Raw genomic sequence first — 19,770 nt, 5'->3', positions numbered from 1 at the left:
ATGAGGTTGTCCCGCCGGTCGGCCAGGAACTCCCAGAAGCTCACGACGCGTTCTCCTCACCCAACCGGCGCGGCGGAAGCCGCGACGCGGACTCGTCGACACGGATGTGTTGTTGTCGTGGTTCGTCGGTGATCATGCGTGCGGGCCACCGTAGCGGAGCCACCCTGGGTACTCGCAAGCAACGTGACCGCAGCCGTCCTGCCAGTCGCCTGGGTCGTGGCATGTTGCCGCTGGTCACGTGGGCATCTTCTCCCTCTTACTACGATTGAACAACCATGTCCGGATCGCGCAGTGGCGACACCCGGGCGGAAACTCTCTGTGACCGAGGAGAACGCCGTGCCAGAACCCGTTGACCTGCGCAGCGACACCGTGACGAGGCCGGGGGAGGCCATGCGCGCCGCGATGGCCACGGCGGAGGTCGGCGACGACGTGTGGGGCGAGGACCCCACGGTGCGTGCGCTCGAAGAGCGGGTCGCGGCGATGTTCGGCAAGCATGCGGCGCTGTTCGTACCCAGCGGCACGATGGGCAACCAGATCGCGCTGCGGGTGGTGTGCCCGCCGGGCTCGGAGATCATCTGCGACGCTGACGCCCACATCGTGACGTACGAGGGAGGCGGCGCGGCGCAGCAGGGCGGGATCCAGTTCCGCACCCTGGTGAGCGACCGTGGTCTGCTCGACCCGGTGGCGGTGGAGCCGCAGATCAGGCCGCGCCAGTGGCACCTGGTGACGACGAGGGCGATCGCGCTCGAGCAGACGCACAACCGCGGCGGCGGCGCCGTGTACCCCCTCGACACGGTGCGGGCGTTCTCCGCGATGACGAGGCAGCGCGACGTACTCCTGCACGGTGACGGAGCGCGGATCTGGAACGCCCACGTCGCGACGGGCACGCCGCTCGAGACCTATGGCGCGCTCTTCGACACGTTGTCGGTGTGCCTGTCGAAGGGCCTCGGCGCACCGGTCGGATCGGTCGTCGTCGTCTCGACCGAGGAGCAGCACGAGGAGGCGCGGCTGCTGCGGCACCGGCTCGGCGGCAACATGCGGCAGGTCGGCATTCTCGCGGCCGCCGGACTGTACGCGCTCGACCACCACGTCGAGCGGATGGCCGACGACCACCGCAGGGCCCGCCGGCTCGCGGAGCTCGCCGGCGTCGACCCGGCAGGCGTCGACACGAACATCGTGGTGGTCGAGGTCCCCGACCCTGACGCGGCGGTCGCCCGGCTCGCCGAGGCCGGGGTGCTCGCCGGCGGTGCCGGTGCCGGGCGACTGCGTCTGGTGACCCACCTCGACGTCGACGACGACGGCATCGAGCGCGCCGGCAAGGCCCTGGCGGCGATCCGCGCGGCCTGAGCGGTGGTCACGTCGCGAGGTGCCAGGACACTAGGCGCCGGCCGGCTCCGGGGGCCTCGTCAGCTCGCGACCGACGATCGGCGGCAGGGTGCGGACGGCGGTGGCCAGCTCACGCAGGTCGGTGTCGACGAGCGCCTGCGAGCCGTCGACGCGCGCGTCCTCCGGATGGGGATGCACGTCGACCATGATGGCGTCGGCGCCCACCGCGATGCCGGCCCTTGTCAGCGGCACCACGAGCTCGCGCAGGCCGGACGCGTGCGACGGGTCGACGATGACCGGCAGGTGCGACAGCTGCTGCGCCAGCGGCACCGCGCTGACGTCGAGGGTGAACCTCGTCGCCTTCTCGAACGTGCGGATGCCGCGCTCGCACAGCACGATGTCGAGGTTGCCGCGCTGCGCGACGTACTCGGCGGCCATCAGCCATTCCTCGATCGTCGCGTTGAGCCCGCGCTTGAGCATGACCGGCCTGCCCGACGCGCCGACGGCCTGCAGGAGCGCGAAGTTCTGCATGTTGCGGGTGCCCACCTGCAGCATGTCGGCGTACTTCGCGACGAGCGGCACGTCGTGGGCGTCGACCACCTCGGTGACGATCGGCAGCCCGATCGACTCGCGTACCGACGCGAGGATCTCCAGCCCCTGCTCGCCGAGTCCCTGGAAGGCGTACGGCGATGTGCGGGGCTTGAACGCGCCGCCGCGCAGCAGTGCGGCACCCGCGGCCTTCGCCATCTCCGCGGCCTCGAACGTCTGCCGCGCGTCCTCGACCGCGCACGGCCCGGCGATCAGCGTGAACATGCCCGGACCGATCGGCACGCCACCGACGCTGATCGTCGAGCGTTGTTTGTGGTGCTCGCGGCTGACGAGCTTGTACGCGGCGCTGATCCTGACGACCTCGACGACGCCGGGCAGGGTGCGCAGGTCGAGCCGGTCGAACAGGTCGACGTCGCCGACGAGTCCGACGATCGTCCTGGCGACACCTCGGCTCACGAACGCCTCTCCGCCTGCCGCACGTACGACCTCCGCGACTCCCGCGACGTCCTCGTCGCTCGCGGTCGCGTCCATCACCACGACCATCTCGATCCTCCATCCGTCCAGGCGTTCATGAGAAAAGCCCCGGACCCTTGCGGGCTCCGAGGCTTGCGTGTGCGGTGCTGCCGGTTATGCCGGCGCGTGACCGACCCGGCGTGCCGCTCCGCGGATCTCGGAGCCGACGCCATACGGAAAGAACCAGCGAGTCACGTGACGAACACTAGCCGATGAGGGCCGCCGCGAGACGTCGGGTCCACGTTTCGAGATGGTCTCGGTCCCGAGGTGCGGCCTGCCCCGTTGAACCCGGAGGATCCCGTGCTCGTAGTGGGGGATAAGGCAACCACACTCGGCCGGCAGGACGATGCGATGAACGTGCGACATGGCCTTCTCCGCAGAATCGGGATCGCGACAGCTCTCGGGGTGCTCGCCGCGTGCGGCTCGGGCGGCCAGGTCGGTTCGCCCGACGACGTCGTCTCCGCCAAGGACGTCTCCGGGATCGAGCAGGTCCTCGTCGACAGCAAGGGGATGACCTTGTACGTGGCCGAGCAGGAGGCGAGCAGGAAGATCGCGTGCACGGACAGCTGCCTCGCGCTCTGGGAGCCGCTCACCGTGTCCGAGGGCACCACGCTGTCGAGCGACGACGGGTTGACGTCGTCCCTGTCGACCGTGCAGCGCCCGGACAACGGCGACACCCAGGTCACGTACCGGGGATACCCGCTCTACACGTTCACCGAGGACTCCGGTGCGGGTGAGCTGGCGGGCGACAACGTCACCGACGAGTTCGGCGGCACGTCGTTCACGTGGCATGCGATGACCATGGAGGGGCCGGCACCCTCGAGCTCCCCGTCCGACACCGGCGGCGGCGGTTACGGCTACTGAGTCACGGCTCCCGCGGCTCACCGCTCGGCGGCTCCGACAGGTCGTGGACGGCGATCTCGGTCTCCGGGCCACGCCGGGGGTCCAGCTCGACGAGGTACATGGCGGCCAGCACCATCGCGCCGCCCACGGCGGACGCCCAGCCGAGCCGTTCGCCGTAGAGCAGTGCGGCGAGCGCGGCGAAGACCGGCTCCATCGTCATCACCACGGCGATCCGTGTCGCCGAGACGTGCCGCTGCGCCCACGTCTGGACGAGGAAGCCCACAGCGGTCGCCAGGACGGCGGTCACCGCCAGCGCCATCCAGACCTGCGGGTGCGCGTGCGGGGTGGTGGCGGCGAGACCCTGCCCGGCGGCGACCGCGAGGCAGACGACGCCGACCGTACCGATCTGCACGACGGCGAGGGCGTACGAGTCGTACCGGCGTGACCACACCGACAGGCCGAGGATGTGCAGGGCGAAGCAGGCGGCGCAGCCGAGGGTCAGCAGCTCGCCGAGCCCGAACGAGACGCCGCGCAACGACGTGAGGGCGAGCCCGGCGGTGGCGACGGCCACCGCGAGCCAGGCGAGCGCGCCGATCCGCCTGCGCAGCAGCACCCCGGCGAACAGCGGCGTGAAGACCACCGCCATGCCGGTGAGGAAGCCGGAGACGCTCGCCCGCGTGCCGATCGCGAGGCCGAACGTCTGGGCGACGTAGCCGCCGCCGATGGCGAGGCCGAGCACGACGCCGTGACCGACCGCGGGGCCGTCGAGGCGGCGCAGCCGGGTGGGGTGGACGGCGACCATCACCAGCGCGGCGGCGAGGAAGCGCCAGGCGAGGAAGTCCATCACCGGCATGCGTGCGACGGCGTCCTTGACGATGACGAACGTCGCGCCCCAGACGAGCGTGACGAGGAGCATCGCCACGATGGCGGTCGCGAGGCTGATCCTGGGGGAGGTGTCCTCTGCCGGTGACACGCTCACGGCCGCAGGCTCTTCAGCAGTGCGATGTCACGCCCGTGGCCGTCGGCGCCGCCGGGGGTCTCGACGATCACAGGGACCCCGCGGACGGCAGGGTGCGCGAGGAGGTCGGCGAAGGGCGCGGGCCCGATCGAGCCGGCGCCGACGTTGTCGTGCCGGTCGCGCAACGAGCCCGCGGTGTCCTTGGAGTCGTTGGCGTGGACGAGCCGCAGCCGCCCCTTGCCCGCCGCACGGACGAGGGCGGTGAGCATCCGGCGGGTGCCGCGCTCGGCGGTGAGGTCGTGGCCGGCGGCGAACGCGTGGCAGGTGTCGAGGCAGACGCCGACCCGCGGGTGCCCGCCGAGGGCGGCGAGGTACTCGTCGAGGTCCTCGACCCGCGAGCACAGCGGCGCGCCGCCGCCGGCCGTCGGCTCGAGCAGCAGGTCGGGTCCGTCGTCGGGGATCTCGTCGAGCAGCGGCAGCAGGCCCGCGCGCACCTGGACGAGCGCCTTCTCCCGGAGCGCGGGGACGACCGCCGAGCCCGTGTGCACGACGACGCCGCGGGCGCCGATGGCGTGGGCGCGGCGCAGGGTACGCGCGATGGTCGCCACCGAGAGGTCGCGGGTGTCGGGGCTGGGGGATCCGACGTTGACGAGGTACGGCGCGTGCACGAACACCGGGATGCCACGGCTCCCGGTGTGCTCGCGGAACGCGGCGTCCTGCGCCGGGTCGCCGGCTGACGGAGCCCAGCCCCGCGGGTTGGACAGGAACACCTGGACGGTCTCGGCCCCGACCCGCTCGGCGTACGGCAGGCCGCCCCTGGCCAGGCCCCTCGCCGCCGGCACGTGCGCGCCGACGGGCGACACCTTCCGCAACCGGGCTCCGTTTCGTCAGCGGACGTTCCTCAGAAGACGTACAACGTGATCGTGGAGCCGTAGGGCGCCTCGTTGCGCGGATTCTGGGTGAGCACCTTGTTGCCGCCGCCGGGGATGTGGTTGATCCGGACCTCGAACCCCGCGCTCTCGAGGGTCTTCTTCGCCTGCTTGACGGGTCTGTCGCGCACGTCGGGGACCGCCACGATCGGCGGCCCCTTGGAGACGACGAGGCGGACGGTCGTGCCCTTCGCCACCTTGTCGCCGGCGCCGGGCGACTGCCGTACGACGGTGCCCGCGGGCACGGTCTTGTGGGAGACCTCGGTGGCCGAGCTCTTCAGTCCCCTGGCCCCGAGCTCCCGCTCGGCCGCACTCCGGGTGGACCCGGTGACCTTGGGCACCGACACCGGCGGGAGGCCCCGGCTCACCACGAGGTCGACCTTGGTGCCGCGCCTGAGCAGCTTGCCGCTCTTGGGGTCGGTGGTGATGACGTCGTCCTCGGCGACCTTCTTGTGGTAGCGGCGGGTGACCTCGCCGACGGCCAGCTTGGCGGCCGCGAGCGCCTTGCGGGCGTCGGTCTCGCTCCCGCCGGCGAGCTTGGGTACGGCGTGACGTTCGGGCCCGCGGGACACGAACAGCGTGATGGTGCCGCCGCGCACGATGCGTTCGCCGGCGGTGGGGTCGGTGGACGCGACCGAGCCCTTGGGGACGGTCTCGTGGTAAGCGAGCTTCCGCTCGGTCTCGAAGCCCGCCGCGCGGGCCTTGTCGGCTGCGGCGGACGCGGACACGCGGGCGAGCTGCGGTGTCTCGGTCCACCGGCCCGCACCGAACCACCAGCCGAGCGCGCCCGCGGTGACGGCGAGCGCGAGGACGAGGACGAGCGCGACGAGGCCGCGGCCACGTCGCACCTTCCTGGCGCCGGGATCGACCGGCTCCGGCGCCGCTTCGTCGCCCGAGCCGCCCGTCGCGGCGTACGGCGAGGACGGGTGCCCGGGGAAGACGAGGGTGTGGTTCTTCGCCTCGCGCCTCCGTGAGGCGAAGACCTCGGTCGGCTCGGAGTCGGCGGGAGCGAGCCGAGGACCGGCGGAGGCGTCGCCCGCCGGGTCGTCCGGCAGCCCGCGCCGGACCTCCGCGACGTCGGCGAGCAGCGCACCCGCGTCGTCGGGCCGGTTGTCGGGCACCCGGTCGGTGGCGTAGCCGACGAGCTCGTCGAGCACCGGCGACACGTTCACCGTGGCCGACGGCGGCGGGACGTCCTCGTGCACGTGCTTGTACGCCACCGCGATCGGCGTGTCTGCGCGGAAGGGCACGTCGCCGACGAGCATCTCGTAGAGCAGGATGCCGGCGGCGTACACGTCGGACCTCGCGTCGGCGACGCCCCGCTCGACCTGCTCGGGCGAGAGGTACGCGACGGTGCCGATGATGAGGCCGGTCGTCCTGGTGTGCGAGCTCGCCGTGACCGCGCGGGCGAGGCCGAAGTCGGCGACCTTGACCCGGCCCTCGTCGGAGATGAGCACGTTCTCCGGCTTGACGTCGCGGTGGACCAGGCCGGCGCGGTGCGCCGCGGCCAGCGCGGACAGCACGCGTTCGAGCACCTCGAGCGCCTCGCGCGGACGCAGCCGCCCGCGTTCGCGCAGGACGTCGCGCAGTGTGCGTCCGGCGACGTGCTCCATCGCGAGGAACACCGTGCCGTCGTCGTCGCCCTGGTCGTAGACGGCGACGACGTTCGGGTGCGACAGCCGCGCGGCCGACTGGGCCTCGCGGATGAACCTGCTGACGAACGTGTCGTCCTCGGCGAGGTTGCGGTGCATGACCTTGAGGGCGACGGTGCGGTCGAGGCGGGTGTCGTGGGCGGTGTAGACGGTCGCCATGCCGCCGCTGGCGAGCTGTGCCTCGACCTGGTAGCGGCGGTCGAGGAGCCGCCCTACCAGGGGATCGGACACGGTCGTGCTCACAGTGCCCGATTCTAGGGACCGCGACGGCGAAAGTCCGGGACCCCAGCCCCGTCGGGGTCCCCAGCGGTGGTGCTGGCCCCGGTTGGGGTCCCCAGCGGTGGTGCTGGCCCCGGTTGGGGTCCCCAGCGGTGGTGCTGGCCCCGGCTGGGGTCCCCGGTGGTGGTGCGGGCCCCCTAGGCTCGCGGTGTGGAGCACTGCGTCGTCGCCGGGGCCGGTCTCGCCGGGCTGAACACCGTCATGGCACTGCGCACGCGGGGGTACGAGGGCCGCCTCACCCTGCTCGGCGCGGAGCCGCATCCGCCGTACGACCGCCCGCCGCTGTCCAAGCAGCTGCTCGACGGACGGGTCGACGACCCCACGCTGCCGGCGGACTGGGCCGGCCTCGGCGTCGACTGCCGGTGGGAGACCGCGGCGACGGGCCTGCGCGACGGCGCCGTCGACACCGCGGCCGGCCCGGTGCCCTGCGACGCGGCCGTGATCGCCACGGGCGCGGCGCCGGTCCGGCTGCCGGGCGACGGACCGCAGCGGACGCTGCGCACCGTCGAGGACGCGCGAGCCCTGCGCAAGGCGCTGCGCCCCGGCGCCTCGGTCGCGATCGTCGGCGCGGGGTGGATCGGCGCGGAGGTCGCGACCGCGGCCGCCGCCGCGGGCTGCCGCGTCACGGTGGTCGAGGCCGCGGCGCATCCGCTCGCCACCGCGCTGCCGGCCGAGGTCGCCGTGCCGACCACGCCCTGGTGGGCCGGCGCCGGTGTGGAGCTGCTGACGGACACGTCCGTCCGGTCCGTGGTGGTCGGGGGACTCGAGCTCGCGGACGGGTCGTTCCTCGCGGCGGACGAGGTACTCGTCGCCGTCGGCGTGCGCCCGGTGACCGCCTGGCTCGACGGCTCCGGTCTGACCCTCGGCGACGGCGTGGTCGTCGACGAGCGGCTCGCCGCGCGACCGGGAGTCTGCGCGGTCGGCGACGTCGCCGCATGGTGGTCGGCGCGGTACGGCGAGCGGCTGCGCGTCGAGCACTGGGACACCGCGCTCCGGGCACCTGCCGTCGTCGCGTCCACCCTGCTCGGCGGCGACGACGTCTACGACCCCGTCCCCTACGTCTGGTCGGAGCAGTTCGGCCGCTACACGCAGTACGCGGGTCGCCACACGCAGGGAGACTCGCTGGTCTGGCGGGGTGACCCGGCCACCGACGCGGCGTGGGCGGCGTGCTGGCTGCGCGACGACCGGCTGCGGGCGGTGTTCGCCGTCGACCGGCCGAGGGACGCCGTCCAGGGCCGGCGCGTCGCCGAACGCGGGCAGCCCGTCGACGCCGCTCGGCTCGCCGATCCCGCGGTGCCGATCAAGCTGGCCGTCGCGGATCGGTAGGCTCCCGTCGTCCCAGCCGAGCGGTCGACCGTCCGAGGAGTGCCGTGATCTCACGTGCCTACGCCCGTGAGGTGGTCGAGTCCGGCAGGTTCCAGCGCCTCGTGCTCGGGGTCATCTTCGTCAACGCCGTGAGCCTCGGCCTGTCGACGTCGCCCGTGCTCTCCGACCGGTACGGCATCGCGCTGCGCGTCGTCGAGATCGCGGTGCTGGTCGCGTTCGGCCTGGAGATGGTGCTTCGGCTCTACGCCGGCGGCAGGACGTTCTTCCGCGACCCGTGGAACTGGTTCGACCTGATCATCGTGTGCCTCGCCTTGCTTCCGATGACGAGCTTCTTCTCGGTGATGCGCGTGCTCCGCGTGCTGCGGCTCGCCCGCATCGTCTCGGTCATCCCCAGCCTGCGGCGGGTGATCGCCGCGCTGCTGTCCGCCGTCCCCGGCATCGGGTCGATCATCGTGATGCTGATGGTCGCGCTGTACAGCGGAGCGATCCTCGGCGTGCAGCTCTTCCGGTCGGTCGCGCCCGAGTACTTCGGCAGCCTCGACAGGTCGCTGTTCACGATGTTCGAGATCATGACGCTCGAGAACTGGCCCGCCATCGCCGAGCCGATCGTGCAGGAGCGCGCGGCCGCCTGGGTCTTCTTCGTCGGCTACATCGTCATCACCGCGTTCATCCTGCTCAACCTGCTGATCGGCGTGATCGTGAGCGCCATGGAGATCGAGGTCAACCGCAACCGCTGGCAGGAGGACCAGCGGCTGGAGAAGAAGCAGCACGAGGCGGTCATGACCGAGCTGCGCGAGCTCCGCACCATGGTGGCGGTGCTCCAGGATCGAGTGCCGTCCGCGTCCGCGGGCCCGGGGACCGACACGGACGGGACGCCGGGCAGACTGGGTCCGTGACCTCAGAGGCCGTCGCCCCAGACCCGGACGCCGTCGACTGGCTGCCCCTCCCGGACCTCGCCGAGCGGATCGGCGAGGACACCCGCAAGGTGCGCCAGTTGCTCCACGAGGGACGGCTGGTGACGGTGCGCCGCGACGGCGTGCAGGTCGTCCCCGCCGCGTTCGTGGCCGACGGCCACCTGGTCAAGGGCCTTACCGGCCTCGTCACGCTGCTGCACGACGCGGGCTACGACGAGGAGCAGAGCGTCGCCTGGATGCTCCGCACCGAGGAGAGCCTCGGCGGGTCACCGCTCGCCGTGATGGCCGAGGGACGCGGCCGCGAGGTCAAGCGGCTCGCCCAGACGCTGGGCTTCTGACCTGCCGCGGCCCGTCGCCTACGGACCGCTGCCGACCGCGCGTGCACGGTGACAGCCCGTCGCTGTCGCGCAGAAACCCTGTCGCGGCGGCGATCCCGGTGATTCAGTACGCCCGGTGCCCCTGTCCGATTCATAACGTTCGCGTAACACCGTCGGCCGCGGCGCCCGTCCTGCGCATCGCGACTGGAGCGGTGCCGCGAAGCTGAATGAGGTAGGCATGTCCGAGGGCAGCGCCTTCCGTGGTCTGCGGCGCGCTGGCGCCGCAGCGCTCGCAGGAGCACTCGCACTGGCGGTCACCGCCATCGGTGTCCCGAGCGTCGCCGCGGCACCGAGAGCGACGAAGCAGGTCCCCTCCGATACGCGCAGCGTCGACGAGCGGATCCAGAAGCAGCAGTCGGTCGACCTCTCCAAGTCGCAGCGGGAGAGGTTCACCGACCAGGCCGAGAAGGTCTCGAAGGCCAACCGTACGGCGAAGAGCGCCGCGGCCGACGACGGCACGGGCACGCCGATCGGCGGCGAGAAGAACTGGCTCGGCCTCGACGACACCCAGGGCTACTTCGCGGCGCCGTACGTGCTGCGTGGCGTGGGCGACAACATCGAGGTCTGGGTGCAGAAGGACCTCAACTACCCGGCCGACGACTGCCGCAACGACGGCATCCGCAACGTCATCACCGACGAGCAGGTCGACTCCCTGGTCGGCGAGTTCGACGGCAACATCCTGCCGAAGGAGTCGAAGGAGTTCTCGGTCGCGCCGGCGCGTGACGGCACCCAGCAGACCGACGTGGGCTTCGGCGCCCCGCTGTGGGAGATCCTCGGCAACGGCGACCCCGACTACTTCAAGGGCGACGGGAACAAGACCGTCGTGCTCGTGAGCAACGTCCGCGACGCCAACTTCTACGACCCCACGTCGCCGGACGGCGCCACGTACATCGCGGGCTTCTTCACCTCGCTGTTCAACGAGGGCTTCGACCGCAACGTCATGACGATCGACTCGTACGACTGGAAGCACCGCACCGGCGCGAACCCGCCGGACGAGGGTGACGGCGGCCTGTGCAGCCCCAACCAGGTGGCGCGCCCGCACCTCTACGAGGGCACGTTCGCGCACGAGTACCAGCACCTGCTGGAGTACTACACCGACCCCGGTGAGACGACCTGGCTCAACGAGGGCCTGTCCGACTACGCGCAGACGATCGTGGGCTACGCCGACACGACCCTGCGCTGGCCGGCGAAGGGCGCCGACAGCCACGTCGCGTGCTTCGAGGGCTGGTACGGCACGACCGCGTTCCCGTACTGCGGGGCGGAGAACTCGCTCACCAGATGGGAGGACCAGGGCAGTCCGTCGACCCTGTCCGACTACGGCGCGGCGTACTCGTTCCTCACCTACGTGCAGAACCAGTTCGGCGACAAGGCGATCACGTACCTGCACAGGAACGCGGCCAACGGGCTCGCGTCGCTGCAGGGCTACCTCGACGACAACGCGCCCGGCCTGACGGCGATGGACGTGGTGCACGACTGGCAGGCGGCCACCACGCTCGACGGCTTCCTCGACGACGGCGCCAAGGGCCTCACCAAGGACCAGAAGAACCGGTTCTCCGCCGACCAGCTGCACTCGGGCATCGACTGGGCGTGGACGGGCTCGTACGACAGCCCCGGCGCGCCGACGAACGGCTCCGACTACGTGCTGGCCAGGGACGGGCGGCCGCTCAACGGCAACACGGTGGGCAAGCTGTGGTTCTCGGGCGTGAAGAACTACGCTTCCGACCCGCTGGAGTGGACGGTCGACTCGGCCGAGTCCGCGCTGTGGGGCGGCGAGGGTGACAACGTCGACCGCGCCGCGGTCTACGAGGTCGCCGTGCCTGAGGACTCGCCCACGCTGACCTTCTCGACCAAGTACGACATCGAGCAGGCGTGGGACTTCGGCGCCGTCCAGGTGTCGACCGACGGCGGTAAGACGTACACCTCGCTCGCCAACGACAACACCACGTCCGAGCACGACCCGGCCGCCGCCTCGAACATCGTCGAGCAGCTCCCCGGCTTCACGGGCACGCGCGCCGAGTACGCGACCGAGACGTTCGACCTGGCCGACTACGCCGGCCAGACGATCCACCTGTCGTTCCGGTACATGACCGACGCCGCCACCAACGGCAACGGCGGCACCGGTCCGACCGGCTGGTGGGTCAAGGACGTCAAGGTGGGCGACACCGTCGTCACCGACGGCTCGACCCTCGACGGCGCGCAGTCGGCGACGCAGGTCTACCCGCCGCCGGTCGAGGCGTGGAAGCTCCAGCTCGTCGGCTGGTCGCTCGACGGCAAGAAGGTCGCCTACCGCGACGTCAGGGTGGGGCCCGGCTTCACCGCCTCGCTGTCCCAGAAGGAGATGCGCAAGACGTTCAAGGGTGCCGACCGGATCGGCGCGATCGTGAGCGTCGACGACTCGTCGGAGTCGGTGACCAAGTACGCGAACTACCGGCTGTTCCTGAACGGCGAGCTGCAGCCCGGTGGTGCGGGTGACACGAGCGGCGGCAAGCTGCCGGCCTCGAAGCAGCTGAATCTCCGCTGATCACCGCGTGGATCGGCGGTCCCGGGCAGTGCCCGGGACCGCCGAACCCTCGGGTGGGATCCAGGCGACTCGATACCATCGGTCCATGGCTATCGAGACGACGACTCCACTGCCCACCCGACATGCGAAGCTCGGCGACATGTTCGCCGAAGGGGGAGCGTCGTACTCCTTCGAGTTCTTTCCACCGAAAACGGACAAGGGCGAGCAGAACCTCTTCCACGCGATCCGCGAGCTCGAGCGGCTGCAGCCGAGCTTCGTCTCCGTCACGTACGGTGCGGGCGGCGGCAGCCGCGACCGCACCGTGGGCGTCACGCAGCGCATCGCGACCGACACCACCCTGACTCCGCTCGCGCACCTCACGCTCGTGAACCACTCCGTCGCCGAGCTGCGCCAGGTCATCGGCCAGTACGCCGACGCCGGCGTACGAAACGTGCTCGCCCTGCGCGGGGACCCGCCGGGCAACCCGCAGGGGGAGTGGGTGCAGCACCCGGAGGGCTACGCGTACTCGGCCGACCTCGTCCGGCTGGTCCGCGCGTCGGGCGACTACTCCGTCGGCGTCGCCGCGTTCCCCGAGAAGCACCCACGCTCGCCCGACCTCGAGACCGACGCGCGGTTCCTCGTCGGCAAGTTCGAGGCGGGCGCCGACTTCGCGATCACGCAGATGTTCTTCCACGTCGAGGACTACCTGCGGTTGCGTGACATGGTCGCGGCGCTCGGCTGCGACAAGCCGATCGTGCCGGGCATCATGCCGGTGACCAACGTCGCGCAGATCGAGAAGTTCGCGATCCTCTCCAACGCCGTGTTCCCCGAGGACCTCGCGGCGCGGCTGCACGAGGTCGAGGACGACGTCGACGCCGTCCGCCACATCGGGGTCGAGTACGCGTCCGACATGTGCGTCCGGCTGATGGCCGAAGGAGTGCCCGGCCTGCACTTCATCACGCTGAACAAGTCGACGGCGACCCGCGAGATCTACGAGCGCCTCGACCTCACCCCGAAGCCGAGCTGACGTGACGGTTCAGGCGCGGGCGTCGTAGCTGTCGTCGGTCGTCCTCGGGAGTGCGGCCTTCTTGATGCGCAGGCTCGGCGTCCTCGCGAACTCCGCGATGACGGCGACGTACCTGGGCACCTGGAAGACCGCCAACCGTTCGCGGCACCACGCGACCAGCGCGCCCGCGTCGAACGGCTCGTCCGGCCGGGCGAGGGTGACGAACAGCTTGACGTCCTCCTCGCCCTCGGCCGCGGGGACGCCGACCACGGCGCTCTCCGCGACGGCGTGGTGCGTGTTGACGACGCGCTCGACCTCCCAGGCCGAGACGTTCTCGCCGCGGTGCCTGACCGAGTCGCTCAGCCGGCCGACGAAGTGCAGCGCGCCGTCGACCATGCGCGCCGAGTCGCCCGTACGCCACCACGGTCCGCGTCGTGACGCGGCGGTGGCCTCGTCGTTGCGGAAGTAGCCAGGGGTCAGCAACCCGTCGACGCGCGGGCGCAGCGCGATCTCGCCGACCGCGCCGTCGGGCACCGGCCGTCCGGCGTCGTCGTGCAGCTCGACGTCGAACCACGGCAGCGCGGCACCGATGCCGTCGGCGACGCCGGCGGTGTTGGCGGTCGAGATGCTCGACGCCTCGGTCATGCCGTAGCACTCGTGCACGCGCAGGTCGAAGCGCTGCTCGGCCGCGGTCCACGCGTCGACCGTCATGCCGCCGCCCCAGGACACCCGGACGCGGTGCGCGCGCTCGGCGTCCGACGGCGCGCGGCCGAGCAGCATCGGCACGATGCCGCCGAGGTGGTGGACGTGGGTCGCACCCGCCGCCGCCACCTGGGTCCAGAACGCGGACGCGCTGAAGCGTTCGACCATCGCGAGGCTCACGTGCGCCACGAACGGCAGGAACAGCACCTGCGCCCCGCCGACGTGACACAGCGGCTCCCAGAGGAAGTACACGTCGCCGTCCCGCGGCAGGCTGACCGCCGCGGCACCCAGTGCGGCCGCGCGCAGCATGCGGTCGGTCACCTGGACGCCCTTGGCGGGACCGGTAGTGCCCGAGGTGTACATGATGCTGACGACGTCGTCTCCGCCGGGACCGGCGGGCGACTCCCCGCCGCCGGCGCCCGACACGTACGGGCGCCACGGCACGGGCGTGCCGGTCTCGTGCCACACGGTGCGCGGCAGGTCCGAACGTCGCAGCGACTCGACCTCGGCACGGTGGCGCTCGTCGGCGAGCAGCAGCGCCGAGTCGCTGTCCGCGAGCACGTGCGCCAGGGGCTCGCCGCGCAGCCTGGTGTTCACCGGCACCCAGACCGCCCGCATCGCCACGAGCGCGTGGACGAGCGCGACGTGGTCGAGGTGGTTGGGCAGCATGACGGCCACCCGGTCACCCGCGCGGACGCCCAGCGCGGCGAGGCCGCGACACGCGTCGCCGACGGCGTCGGCGAGCCCGGCGAACGAGAGCGTCGTGCCCTCCGCGGCGGCGTACGTCGCGTCGGCACGTGCGGTGGCGGCGTCCCGCAGCAGGTCGGGGAGGGTGGGTCCGGTGAGGACGTCGAGCGTGGGGGCGGGAAGCGGTGTCACGCGCCGGCGGTCCCTTCGGCCGCCTTCGCCGCGCGGCGGGACTCGAAGAAGTCCTGCATCACCTGCTGTGGCTGCCCAGACGCCCACGCGCGCTCGTCGATGTCGCGAGCGGACTCGAAGGCGTCGCGCAGGCCGGGCAGGATCCGGCGACGGTACTCCTCCTTCGTCAGCGCGACGGCGACCGAGGGCTGGCGTGCCAACTGCCTCGCGACGTCGACGGCCTTGGCGAGCACCTGGTCCTGCGCGACGACGTGGTGCACGATGCCCGTCTGCCGCAGCTCGTCGATCTCCATCAGCCGGCCGGAGAGCATCAGCTCGATCATCCTGGACGAGCCGACGGCGCGCTCGGTGAGGTACATGCCGGTGATGCTGGGGATGCCTGAGCTCACCTCGGGCTGTCCCATCCGCAGGCCCGGGTAGCCGACCCGCACATCGTACAGCAGCGCGAACTGGTAGCCCGACCCGGCGGCGACGCCGTCGAGCGCGGCGACGACGGGCTTGGGCACGCCGAGCACCGTCTCGTACAGCGTGCGGAACGTCTCCAGCCACCCGTCGACCTCGCCGGGGCCGAACGCGGCGGTCTCGGCGAGATCCTGTCCCGCGCAGAACGCCCGGTCGCCCACACCTGTCACGACGACCGCGCGGACGCCGTCGTCGCCGCCGAGCGACGCGAGGATCGCGCCGAGCTCGTCGCGCATGCGCATCGTCCACGCGTTGAGGGCGTGCGGGCGGTTGAGGGTCACGATGCCGACCTCGCCCTCCCGTCCCACCAGGATCTCGTCGGTCACGGGACGTCCTCCTCGGGTAGCCGGCGTCTCTTCTCCGGAAACCCTACGAGAGCGGTCTGGCGGAGGGCCACGCCAACGCCAGGATCGCCGAGCGCCTCGTCATCACCGAGCGCTCGGTGCACAAGCACGTCGGCAACGTCTTCGCCAAGCTCGGCCTTGGCTCCGTCGACGACGGTCAGCACCGGCGGGTGCTCGCCGTGCTCACCTACCTCGGCGTCTGAGTGACCACCCGGTCGCGTCCGCCGGTGTCCTGCGCCCGAGCACGGTGTACGGCGCGGGCGTGCCGGGGAAGGCGAACCCGGTCAGCAGCTCGGTGAAGCCCAGGCGCGCGTAGAACTTCCGCGCCTCCGCGGCGTCGGGCGTCGACAGCACCACGGCGCGCTCGGGGCGACCGTCGAGCAGGTGCTCGACCAGTGCGCGCCCGATGCCCTGCCGCTGCGCCGACGGGTGGACGTGCAGCTCGGCCAGGCAAAAGGCGTCGGACAGCCACGACCTGCTCGCGCGGAACCCGAGCCCGGCACGCATGCCGCGCCGCAGGGTGTCGTGCCACCACTGCCCCGGCGCGCAGTGGAAGCCGTAGGCGAACCCGACGGGCGGTCGTCCGGCGGCGACGGCCTGCCAGCCGGGCTCCAGCGTGTGCCTGACGAACAGGCCGCGCCTGCGGTCGGCGTCGATGGCCGGCGGGCTCGCGGCGCCGGCGTAGACCCCGACGATCGCGTCGAGCAGGTCTCCGGTGAGGGCGAACGCGTCGACGGCGTACGGCTCCGGCCGCATGTTCACCGCCCGTCCGCCCGCCGACCGCCCTGGCGCCGCGATCATGTCACGTCCGCGCCGGTCCCGACGACGATCCGTCGAGCGCCTCACCGTCGCGTCGACGTGGCTGCCGGGCGGTCGGCGCTGGTATCCTGCCGAAGTCTGTCGCCCGGGGGTTCTCCGTTACGCACTCGTGATCGCCTGTGCCCAACGTTCCTTCCTGCCTCGAGCGTCCTCGTCCGCGACGGACCGGCATCGACTCGGAGGTCTTGATGGATCGGCGACTCGTGGTCCCGGGAGTGCTGCTCGTCGCGACGGCATTCGCGGCAACCGCCTGTGGACCCACTTCGCAGCCCCCGCAGAGTGGTGGCACGTCGTCCGCCTCGGCAACGAGCGGCACCGCCGCGCCGAGCTCGACCGCCTCGTCCTCCTCATCTGCCTCGTCCTCCGCGTCGCGCAGCGGGTCGCCGAGCGCGTCGAGCTCGTCCTCGCCGTCCTCGTCGTCCTCCAGTACGCCGACGCCGACGGAGACCAGGGATCCGCTGGACATCGGTGACAAGACGCTCAGGCCGGGCCTGAAGAACGACCGGGTCAAGGCGCTGCAGCGTTTGCTGAAGTCCCTGAACTACGACCCGGGCAAGGTCGACGGTTCGTTCGGTCTCAACACGGAGATGGCCGTCTGGGCGTTCCAGGAGGTCAACGGCATCGAGGCGCACGGGACCGTCGGGTCGAAGACCCGCGCCGCTCTCGAAGACCCGAAGGACCCGAAGGTGCTCGTCGCCAAGGGACCGAAGGACCGGGTCGAGGTCAGCCTGAAGAGGCAGATCCTCGTCGTCTACGAGGACGACGAGGTCGAGCTCATCTCGCACGTGTCGACCGGCACCGGTCAGCACTACTGCGACGAGTGGAAGGACGACGACACCGGCGAGACCGGCACGTCCTGCGGTGTCGCCGTGACGCCGACCGGCGACTACCGCGCGTACCGCAGGATCGACGGCTGGCGTCACGCCAAGCTCGGGCTGCTCTACAACCCCGTTTACTTCAACGGCGGCATCGCCGTCCACGGGGCGCCGTCGGTGCCGCAGTACCCGGCCTCACACGGCTGTGTCCGCATCCCGATGCACACGGCCGAGAACTTCCCCGGCATGGTCAAGCCCAACGAGCGGGTCTACGTCCGTCGCTGACTCAGCGTGACTCGGCGGCGAGCCGCACGGCGAACCCGACGAGCACCGTCCCGGTGACGGCGTCGATCGCACGCCGTACGCGCGCACGGGCGAGCCAGCGGCGCACCCGGCCGAGGAACCAGACGACGAGCGCGAGCCAGACGACGCTGAGCAGGACGAAGGTGTACGACAACGCCATGGCCGCGAGCGGGCTCGGGTCGCCGGGGCGCAGGAACTGCGGCAGCACCGACAGGTAGAGCGCCAGCACCTTCGGGTTCGTGATGTTCGACAGGAAGCCCTGGCGCCACGACGCGAACGACCTCGCCCCGGCCACCTGGCGGCCGAGGCCCGTGCCGGCCGCACGATCGCGGCGAAGCGCTGCGCGCAACGCCTGGAACCCGAGGAAGCCCAGGTAGGCCACGCCGATCCAGCGCAGTGCCTCGAAGAGCGGCTGCGACCTGGCGATGAGCGCCCCGACTCCGAACGCCGCCGCCGTCGCCTGCACGAACGAGGCGCTGAGCACGCCGAGTCCGGCGAACGCCCCACCCGTCCGCCCGGCGGAGACGGCATTCCTCACCACGACCGCGAAGTCGGGGCCCGGTGCGACGATGACCACGATCGCGAACGCGCAGAACGTCGCGTACACACTCCAGCTCACGCGCTCCAGCGTAGGAGAGTGCCTCGGCGGCTGCGAGCGGATTCGCGACACCTCGCCGGCTCGAGGTGCCTCCAGGGCACGGCGAGTTCACTCAACGCTCCGTCGTCGTTCGGCTGCGGACCCTGGAGTCGTCTCGCGTCCCTCGATACCTTCGGTGACCAGGTGCCTGCACTCCGCCACCCACGGAGGTAACGATCATGCTCACTCGTGCCTGTTCATCCCACTCGTCACCGCAACTGCTCCGCAGGATCCTCGCCGCGTTCGCCGTGGCGGTCCTGGTGGTGCTGACCTCGGCCGGCCGCGCGTCGGCCGCCCCGCCGACGCCTCCAGACGCGCCGACCTCGCTCGCCCACCTGGGGGAGCTGACCGTCTCCGCGCCGCTGCCCGGCGACGACTACGACCGCGACCTCTTCCCGCACTGGTCCGATCAGGGTGACAGCTGCAACACCCGCGAGGTCGTGCTGAAGCGCGACGGGACGGACGTCTCGACCGGGTCAGACTGCTACCCGACGTCGGGGAGCTGGTACAGCGTCTACGACGGCGAGACCACCAGCGAGCCCTCGGACATCGACATCGACCACATGGTGCCGCTGAAGAACGCCTGGATCTCCGGTGCCGCGAACTGGTCGACGTCGCAGCGCGAGGCCTTCGCCAACGACCTCACCCACCCGCAGCTCATCGCCGTCTCCGACAACAGCAACCAGGAGAAGAGCGACCAGGACCCGTCGCAGTGGAAGCCGCAGGAGACCGGTGAGTGGTGCATCTACTCGCGCTACTGGATCGAGGTCAAGTACGTCTACGAGCTCACGATCACCGACGCCGAGAAGGCGGCGCTGACCGACATGCTCGGCAGCTGCTGACGGCCGTTCCCCGACCCGACTCTGATCACGCAGGCGGTCGCCCGGTGGCGCGGGTGGCCGCCTGCGTCGCGTCCACCGGCATCCGGGCGTCGGCCCTTGCGTTCAGGGGGGTGGCGCGGTAACGTGGAACTCGTTCGAACATACGTTCGACAAGTCGGCACGGGGAAGGGGCTTGCGATTCCCGTGCCGGCAGGGGCGCACGGTCCCGTCCGGGGTGGAACTCGACCCCCATCTCGGGCGGGATCTGGCCGTACCGGGTGTGGTGTGGGGAAGCACCTACCCGGTCCGGCGTCCCGGAGAGCACCAGCATCGCAAGGGGGTACGACAATGCACGGCGGATTCGCCGACCCGGTCGACGTCCAGAGCAGGGCGGGCAGCCCGACGGCGTTCTGCTGGCGTGGCCGGGTGTTCCGGGTGCAGGGCGTGCTCGCGCACTGGCGGGAGACGGGGCCCTGGCGGCAGTCCGCGTCGCTGCGCGGCCTGCTCGTCGGCGACACGTCCCCGGGCGAGGGTGAGCGCGAGTTCTGGCAGGTCCAGGCGGCCGCCGGCATGCACGCCACCCCCGCGGCGTACGAGCTGTGCATCGACCACGCGGCCGGTCGGTCCGACGCGTGGTCGGTGACCACGCTCGCCGAACCCGGCAGGGAGCGTGCGTCATGACACTCCCTGTGTCAACCTCAGGCCGCGTTCGGTTCGGTGAGGGCTGTGGCGGCGCCGTGTTTGGCGGGGTCGTAGGAGACGCCGTCGAGCCAGCAGCGCCAGATGACGCGGATCCAGGCGCGGGCCAGGACGCGG

General features: G+C 71.6%; 19 protein-coding genes and 1 pseudogene. 12 read left to right on the top strand and 8 right to left on the bottom strand.

Going from position 1 to position 19,770, the window contains the following annotated elements; all coding sequences use genetic code 11:
* Positions 1–336 precede the first annotated feature (336 nt).
* The gene (locus GEV10_20850) at positions 337–1,347 is read left to right on the top strand and encodes a low specificity L-threonine aldolase (protein MQA80898.1); all 1,011 of its coding nucleotides are present in this window, start codon (positions 337–339) and stop codon (positions 1,345–1,347) included.
* 30 nt (positions 1,348–1,377) lie between these two features.
* Here GEV10_20850 and aroF read toward each other — a convergent pair whose 3' ends face one another.
* The gene (aroF, locus tag GEV10_20845) at positions 1,378–2,418 is read right to left on the bottom strand and encodes a 3-deoxy-7-phosphoheptulonate synthase (protein MQA80897.1); all 1,041 of its coding nucleotides are present in this window, start codon (positions 2,416–2,418) and stop codon (positions 1,378–1,380) included.
* Between the two features lie 321 nt (positions 2,419–2,739).
* On the opposite strand from aroF, the gene GEV10_20840 reads away from it, so the two are divergent.
* Positions 2,740–3,252, top strand: coding sequence for a hypothetical protein (locus GEV10_20840; protein ID MQA80896.1), 513 nt, complete (start codon positions 2,740–2,742; stop codon positions 3,250–3,252).
* 1 nt (position 3,253) lies between these two features.
* On the opposite strand, the gene GEV10_20835 is transcribed toward GEV10_20840, so the two are convergent.
* The 3 genes from GEV10_20835 to pknB are packed head-to-tail and all read right to left on the bottom strand — an operon-like array spanning position 3,254 to position 7,013.
* The gene (locus GEV10_20835; GenBank protein ID MQA80895.1) at positions 3,254–4,147 is read right to left on the bottom strand and encodes an EamA family transporter; all 894 of its coding nucleotides are present in this window, start codon (positions 4,145–4,147) and stop codon (positions 3,254–3,256) included.
* A 59-nt stretch (positions 4,148–4,206) separates the two neighbouring features.
* Positions 4,207–5,061 (bottom strand): deoxyribonuclease IV, encoded by an 855-nt coding sequence (locus tag GEV10_20830; GenBank protein MQA80894.1) that lies wholly within the window; start codon positions 5,059–5,061, stop codon positions 4,207–4,209.
* A 29-nt stretch (positions 5,062–5,090) separates the two neighbouring features.
* The gene (gene pknB, locus GEV10_20825; protein ID MQA80893.1) at positions 5,091–7,013 is read right to left on the bottom strand and encodes a Stk1 family PASTA domain-containing Ser/Thr kinase; all 1,923 of its coding nucleotides are present in this window, start codon (positions 7,011–7,013) and stop codon (positions 5,091–5,093) included.
* A 186-nt stretch (positions 7,014–7,199) separates the two neighbouring features.
* On the opposite strand from pknB, the gene GEV10_20820 reads away from it, so the two are divergent.
* The 5 genes from GEV10_20820 (at position 7,200) to metF (ending at position 13,193) form a co-directional block, all read left to right on the top strand.
* A complete protein-coding gene (locus GEV10_20820) occupies positions 7,200–8,375 on the top strand; it encodes an NAD(P)/FAD-dependent oxidoreductase (GenBank protein ID MQA80892.1) in 1,176 nt (391 codons plus the stop codon).
* A gap of 44 nt (positions 8,376–8,419) precedes the next feature.
* Entirely contained in the window at positions 8,420–9,271 is an 852-nt protein-coding gene (locus tag GEV10_20815; GenBank protein ID MQA80891.1) for an ion transporter, read from the top strand.
* Positions 9,268–9,627: a DNA-binding protein gene (locus tag GEV10_20810; GenBank protein MQA80890.1), complete on the top strand. Its 360-nt coding sequence runs from the start codon at positions 9,268–9,270 to the stop codon at positions 9,625–9,627. The genes GEV10_20815 and GEV10_20810 overlap by 4 nt, the downstream gene beginning before the upstream one ends.
* Before the next feature lie 217 nt (positions 9,628–9,844).
* Positions 9,845–12,187, top strand: coding sequence for a peptidase M6 (locus tag GEV10_20805; protein ID MQA80889.1), 2,343 nt, complete (start codon positions 9,845–9,847; stop codon positions 12,185–12,187).
* 85 nt (positions 12,188–12,272) lie between these two features.
* Positions 12,273–13,193 carry a methylenetetrahydrofolate reductase [NAD(P)H] gene (gene metF, locus GEV10_20800; protein MQA80888.1) on the top strand — a complete coding sequence of 307 codons (921 nt, stop codon included), beginning with the start codon at positions 12,273–12,275 and terminating at the stop codon, positions 13,191–13,193.
* A 9-nt stretch (positions 13,194–13,202) separates the two neighbouring features.
* Here the strand turns inward: metF and GEV10_20795 are convergent, their stop codons facing one another.
* Positions 13,203–14,840 carry an AMP-binding protein gene (locus tag GEV10_20795; protein ID MQA80887.1) on the bottom strand — a complete coding sequence of 546 codons (1,638 nt, stop codon included), beginning with the start codon at positions 14,838–14,840 and terminating at the stop codon, positions 13,203–13,205.
* A complete protein-coding gene (locus GEV10_20790) occupies positions 14,750–15,541 on the bottom strand; it encodes an enoyl-CoA hydratase/isomerase family protein (protein ID MQA80886.1) in 792 nt (263 codons plus the stop codon). Before GEV10_20790 ends, GEV10_20795 begins: the two co-directional genes overlap by 91 nt.
* A 56-nt stretch (positions 15,542–15,597) precedes the next feature.
* Here GEV10_20790 and GEV10_20785 point away from each other — a divergent pair, with 56 nt between their 5' ends.
* Entirely contained in the window at positions 15,598–15,762 is a 165-nt protein-coding gene (locus GEV10_20785; protein ID MQA80885.1) for a hypothetical protein, read from the top strand.
* On the opposite strand, the gene GEV10_20780 is transcribed toward GEV10_20785, so the two are convergent.
* The gene (locus tag GEV10_20780; protein MQA80884.1) at positions 15,743–16,360 is read right to left on the bottom strand and encodes a GNAT family N-acetyltransferase; all 618 of its coding nucleotides are present in this window, start codon (positions 16,358–16,360) and stop codon (positions 15,743–15,745) included. The two genes, GEV10_20785 and GEV10_20780, sit on opposite strands and share 20 nt — an antisense overlap.
* 297 nt (positions 16,361–16,657) lie before the next feature.
* On the opposite strand from GEV10_20780, the gene GEV10_20775 reads away from it, so the two are divergent.
* A complete protein-coding gene (locus tag GEV10_20775; protein ID MQA80883.1) occupies positions 16,658–16,873 on the top strand; it encodes a hypothetical protein in 216 nt (71 codons plus the stop codon).
* An 11-nt stretch (positions 16,874–16,884) separates the two neighbouring features.
* Positions 16,885–17,478: pseudogene (locus GEV10_20770) on the top strand (L,D-transpeptidase family protein).
* A 1-nt stretch (position 17,479) separates the two neighbouring features.
* On the opposite strand, the gene GEV10_20765 reads toward GEV10_20770, so the two are convergent.
* Entirely contained in the window at positions 17,480–18,115 is a 636-nt protein-coding gene (locus GEV10_20765; protein ID MQA80882.1) for a LysE family translocator, read from the bottom strand.
* Positions 18,116–18,312: 197 nt separating this feature from the next.
* On the opposite strand from GEV10_20765, the gene GEV10_20760 reads away from it, so the two are divergent.
* A complete protein-coding gene (locus tag GEV10_20760; GenBank protein MQA80881.1) occupies positions 18,313–18,975 on the top strand; it encodes a DUF1524 domain-containing protein in 663 nt (220 codons plus the stop codon).
* A gap of 327 nt (positions 18,976–19,302) precedes the next feature.
* On the top strand, positions 19,303–19,635 hold the full coding sequence (locus GEV10_20755) for a hypothetical protein (protein ID MQA80880.1): 333 nt from the start codon (positions 19,303–19,305) through the stop codon (positions 19,633–19,635).
* The last annotated feature ends 135 nt before the right edge of the window (positions 19,636–19,770 follow it).

Source organism: Streptosporangiales bacterium, assembly GCA_009379955.1.
In the GTDB taxonomy this organism is placed as follows: Bacteria; Actinomycetota; Actinomycetes; order Streptosporangiales; family WHST01; genus WHST01.
Note: the sequence above shows the minus strand (reverse complement) of the source record. Positions and strands in the feature narration are given on the sequence as shown.

What these genes read in the sequence shown, in the direction of transcription:
- metF (MQA80888.1), top strand. Translation starts at nt 12,273, where the DNA reads ATGGCTATCGAGACGACGACTCCACTGCCCACCCGACATGCGAAGCTC.
- GEV10_20780 (MQA80884.1), bottom strand. Translation starts at nt 16,360, where the DNA reads ATGATCGCGGCGCCAGGGCGGTCGGCGGGCGGACGGGCGGTGAACATG.
- aroF (MQA80897.1), bottom strand. Translation starts at nt 2,418, where the DNA reads ATGGTCGTGGTGATGGACGCGACCGCGAGCGACGAGGACGTCGCGGGA.
- GEV10_20835 (MQA80895.1), bottom strand. Translation starts at nt 4,147, where the DNA reads ATGCTCCTCGTCACGCTCGTCTGGGGCGCGACGTTCGTCATCGTCAAG.
- GEV10_20840 (MQA80896.1), top strand. Translation starts at nt 2,740, where the DNA reads ATGAACGTGCGACATGGCCTTCTCCGCAGAATCGGGATCGCGACAGCT.
- GEV10_20760 (MQA80881.1), top strand. Translation starts at nt 18,313, where the DNA reads ATGCTCACTCGTGCCTGTTCATCCCACTCGTCACCGCAACTGCTCCGC.
- GEV10_20805 (MQA80889.1), top strand. Translation starts at nt 9,845, where the DNA reads ATGTCCGAGGGCAGCGCCTTCCGTGGTCTGCGGCGCGCTGGCGCCGCA.
- GEV10_20755 (MQA80880.1), top strand. Translation starts at nt 19,303, where the DNA reads ATGCACGGCGGATTCGCCGACCCGGTCGACGTCCAGAGCAGGGCGGGC.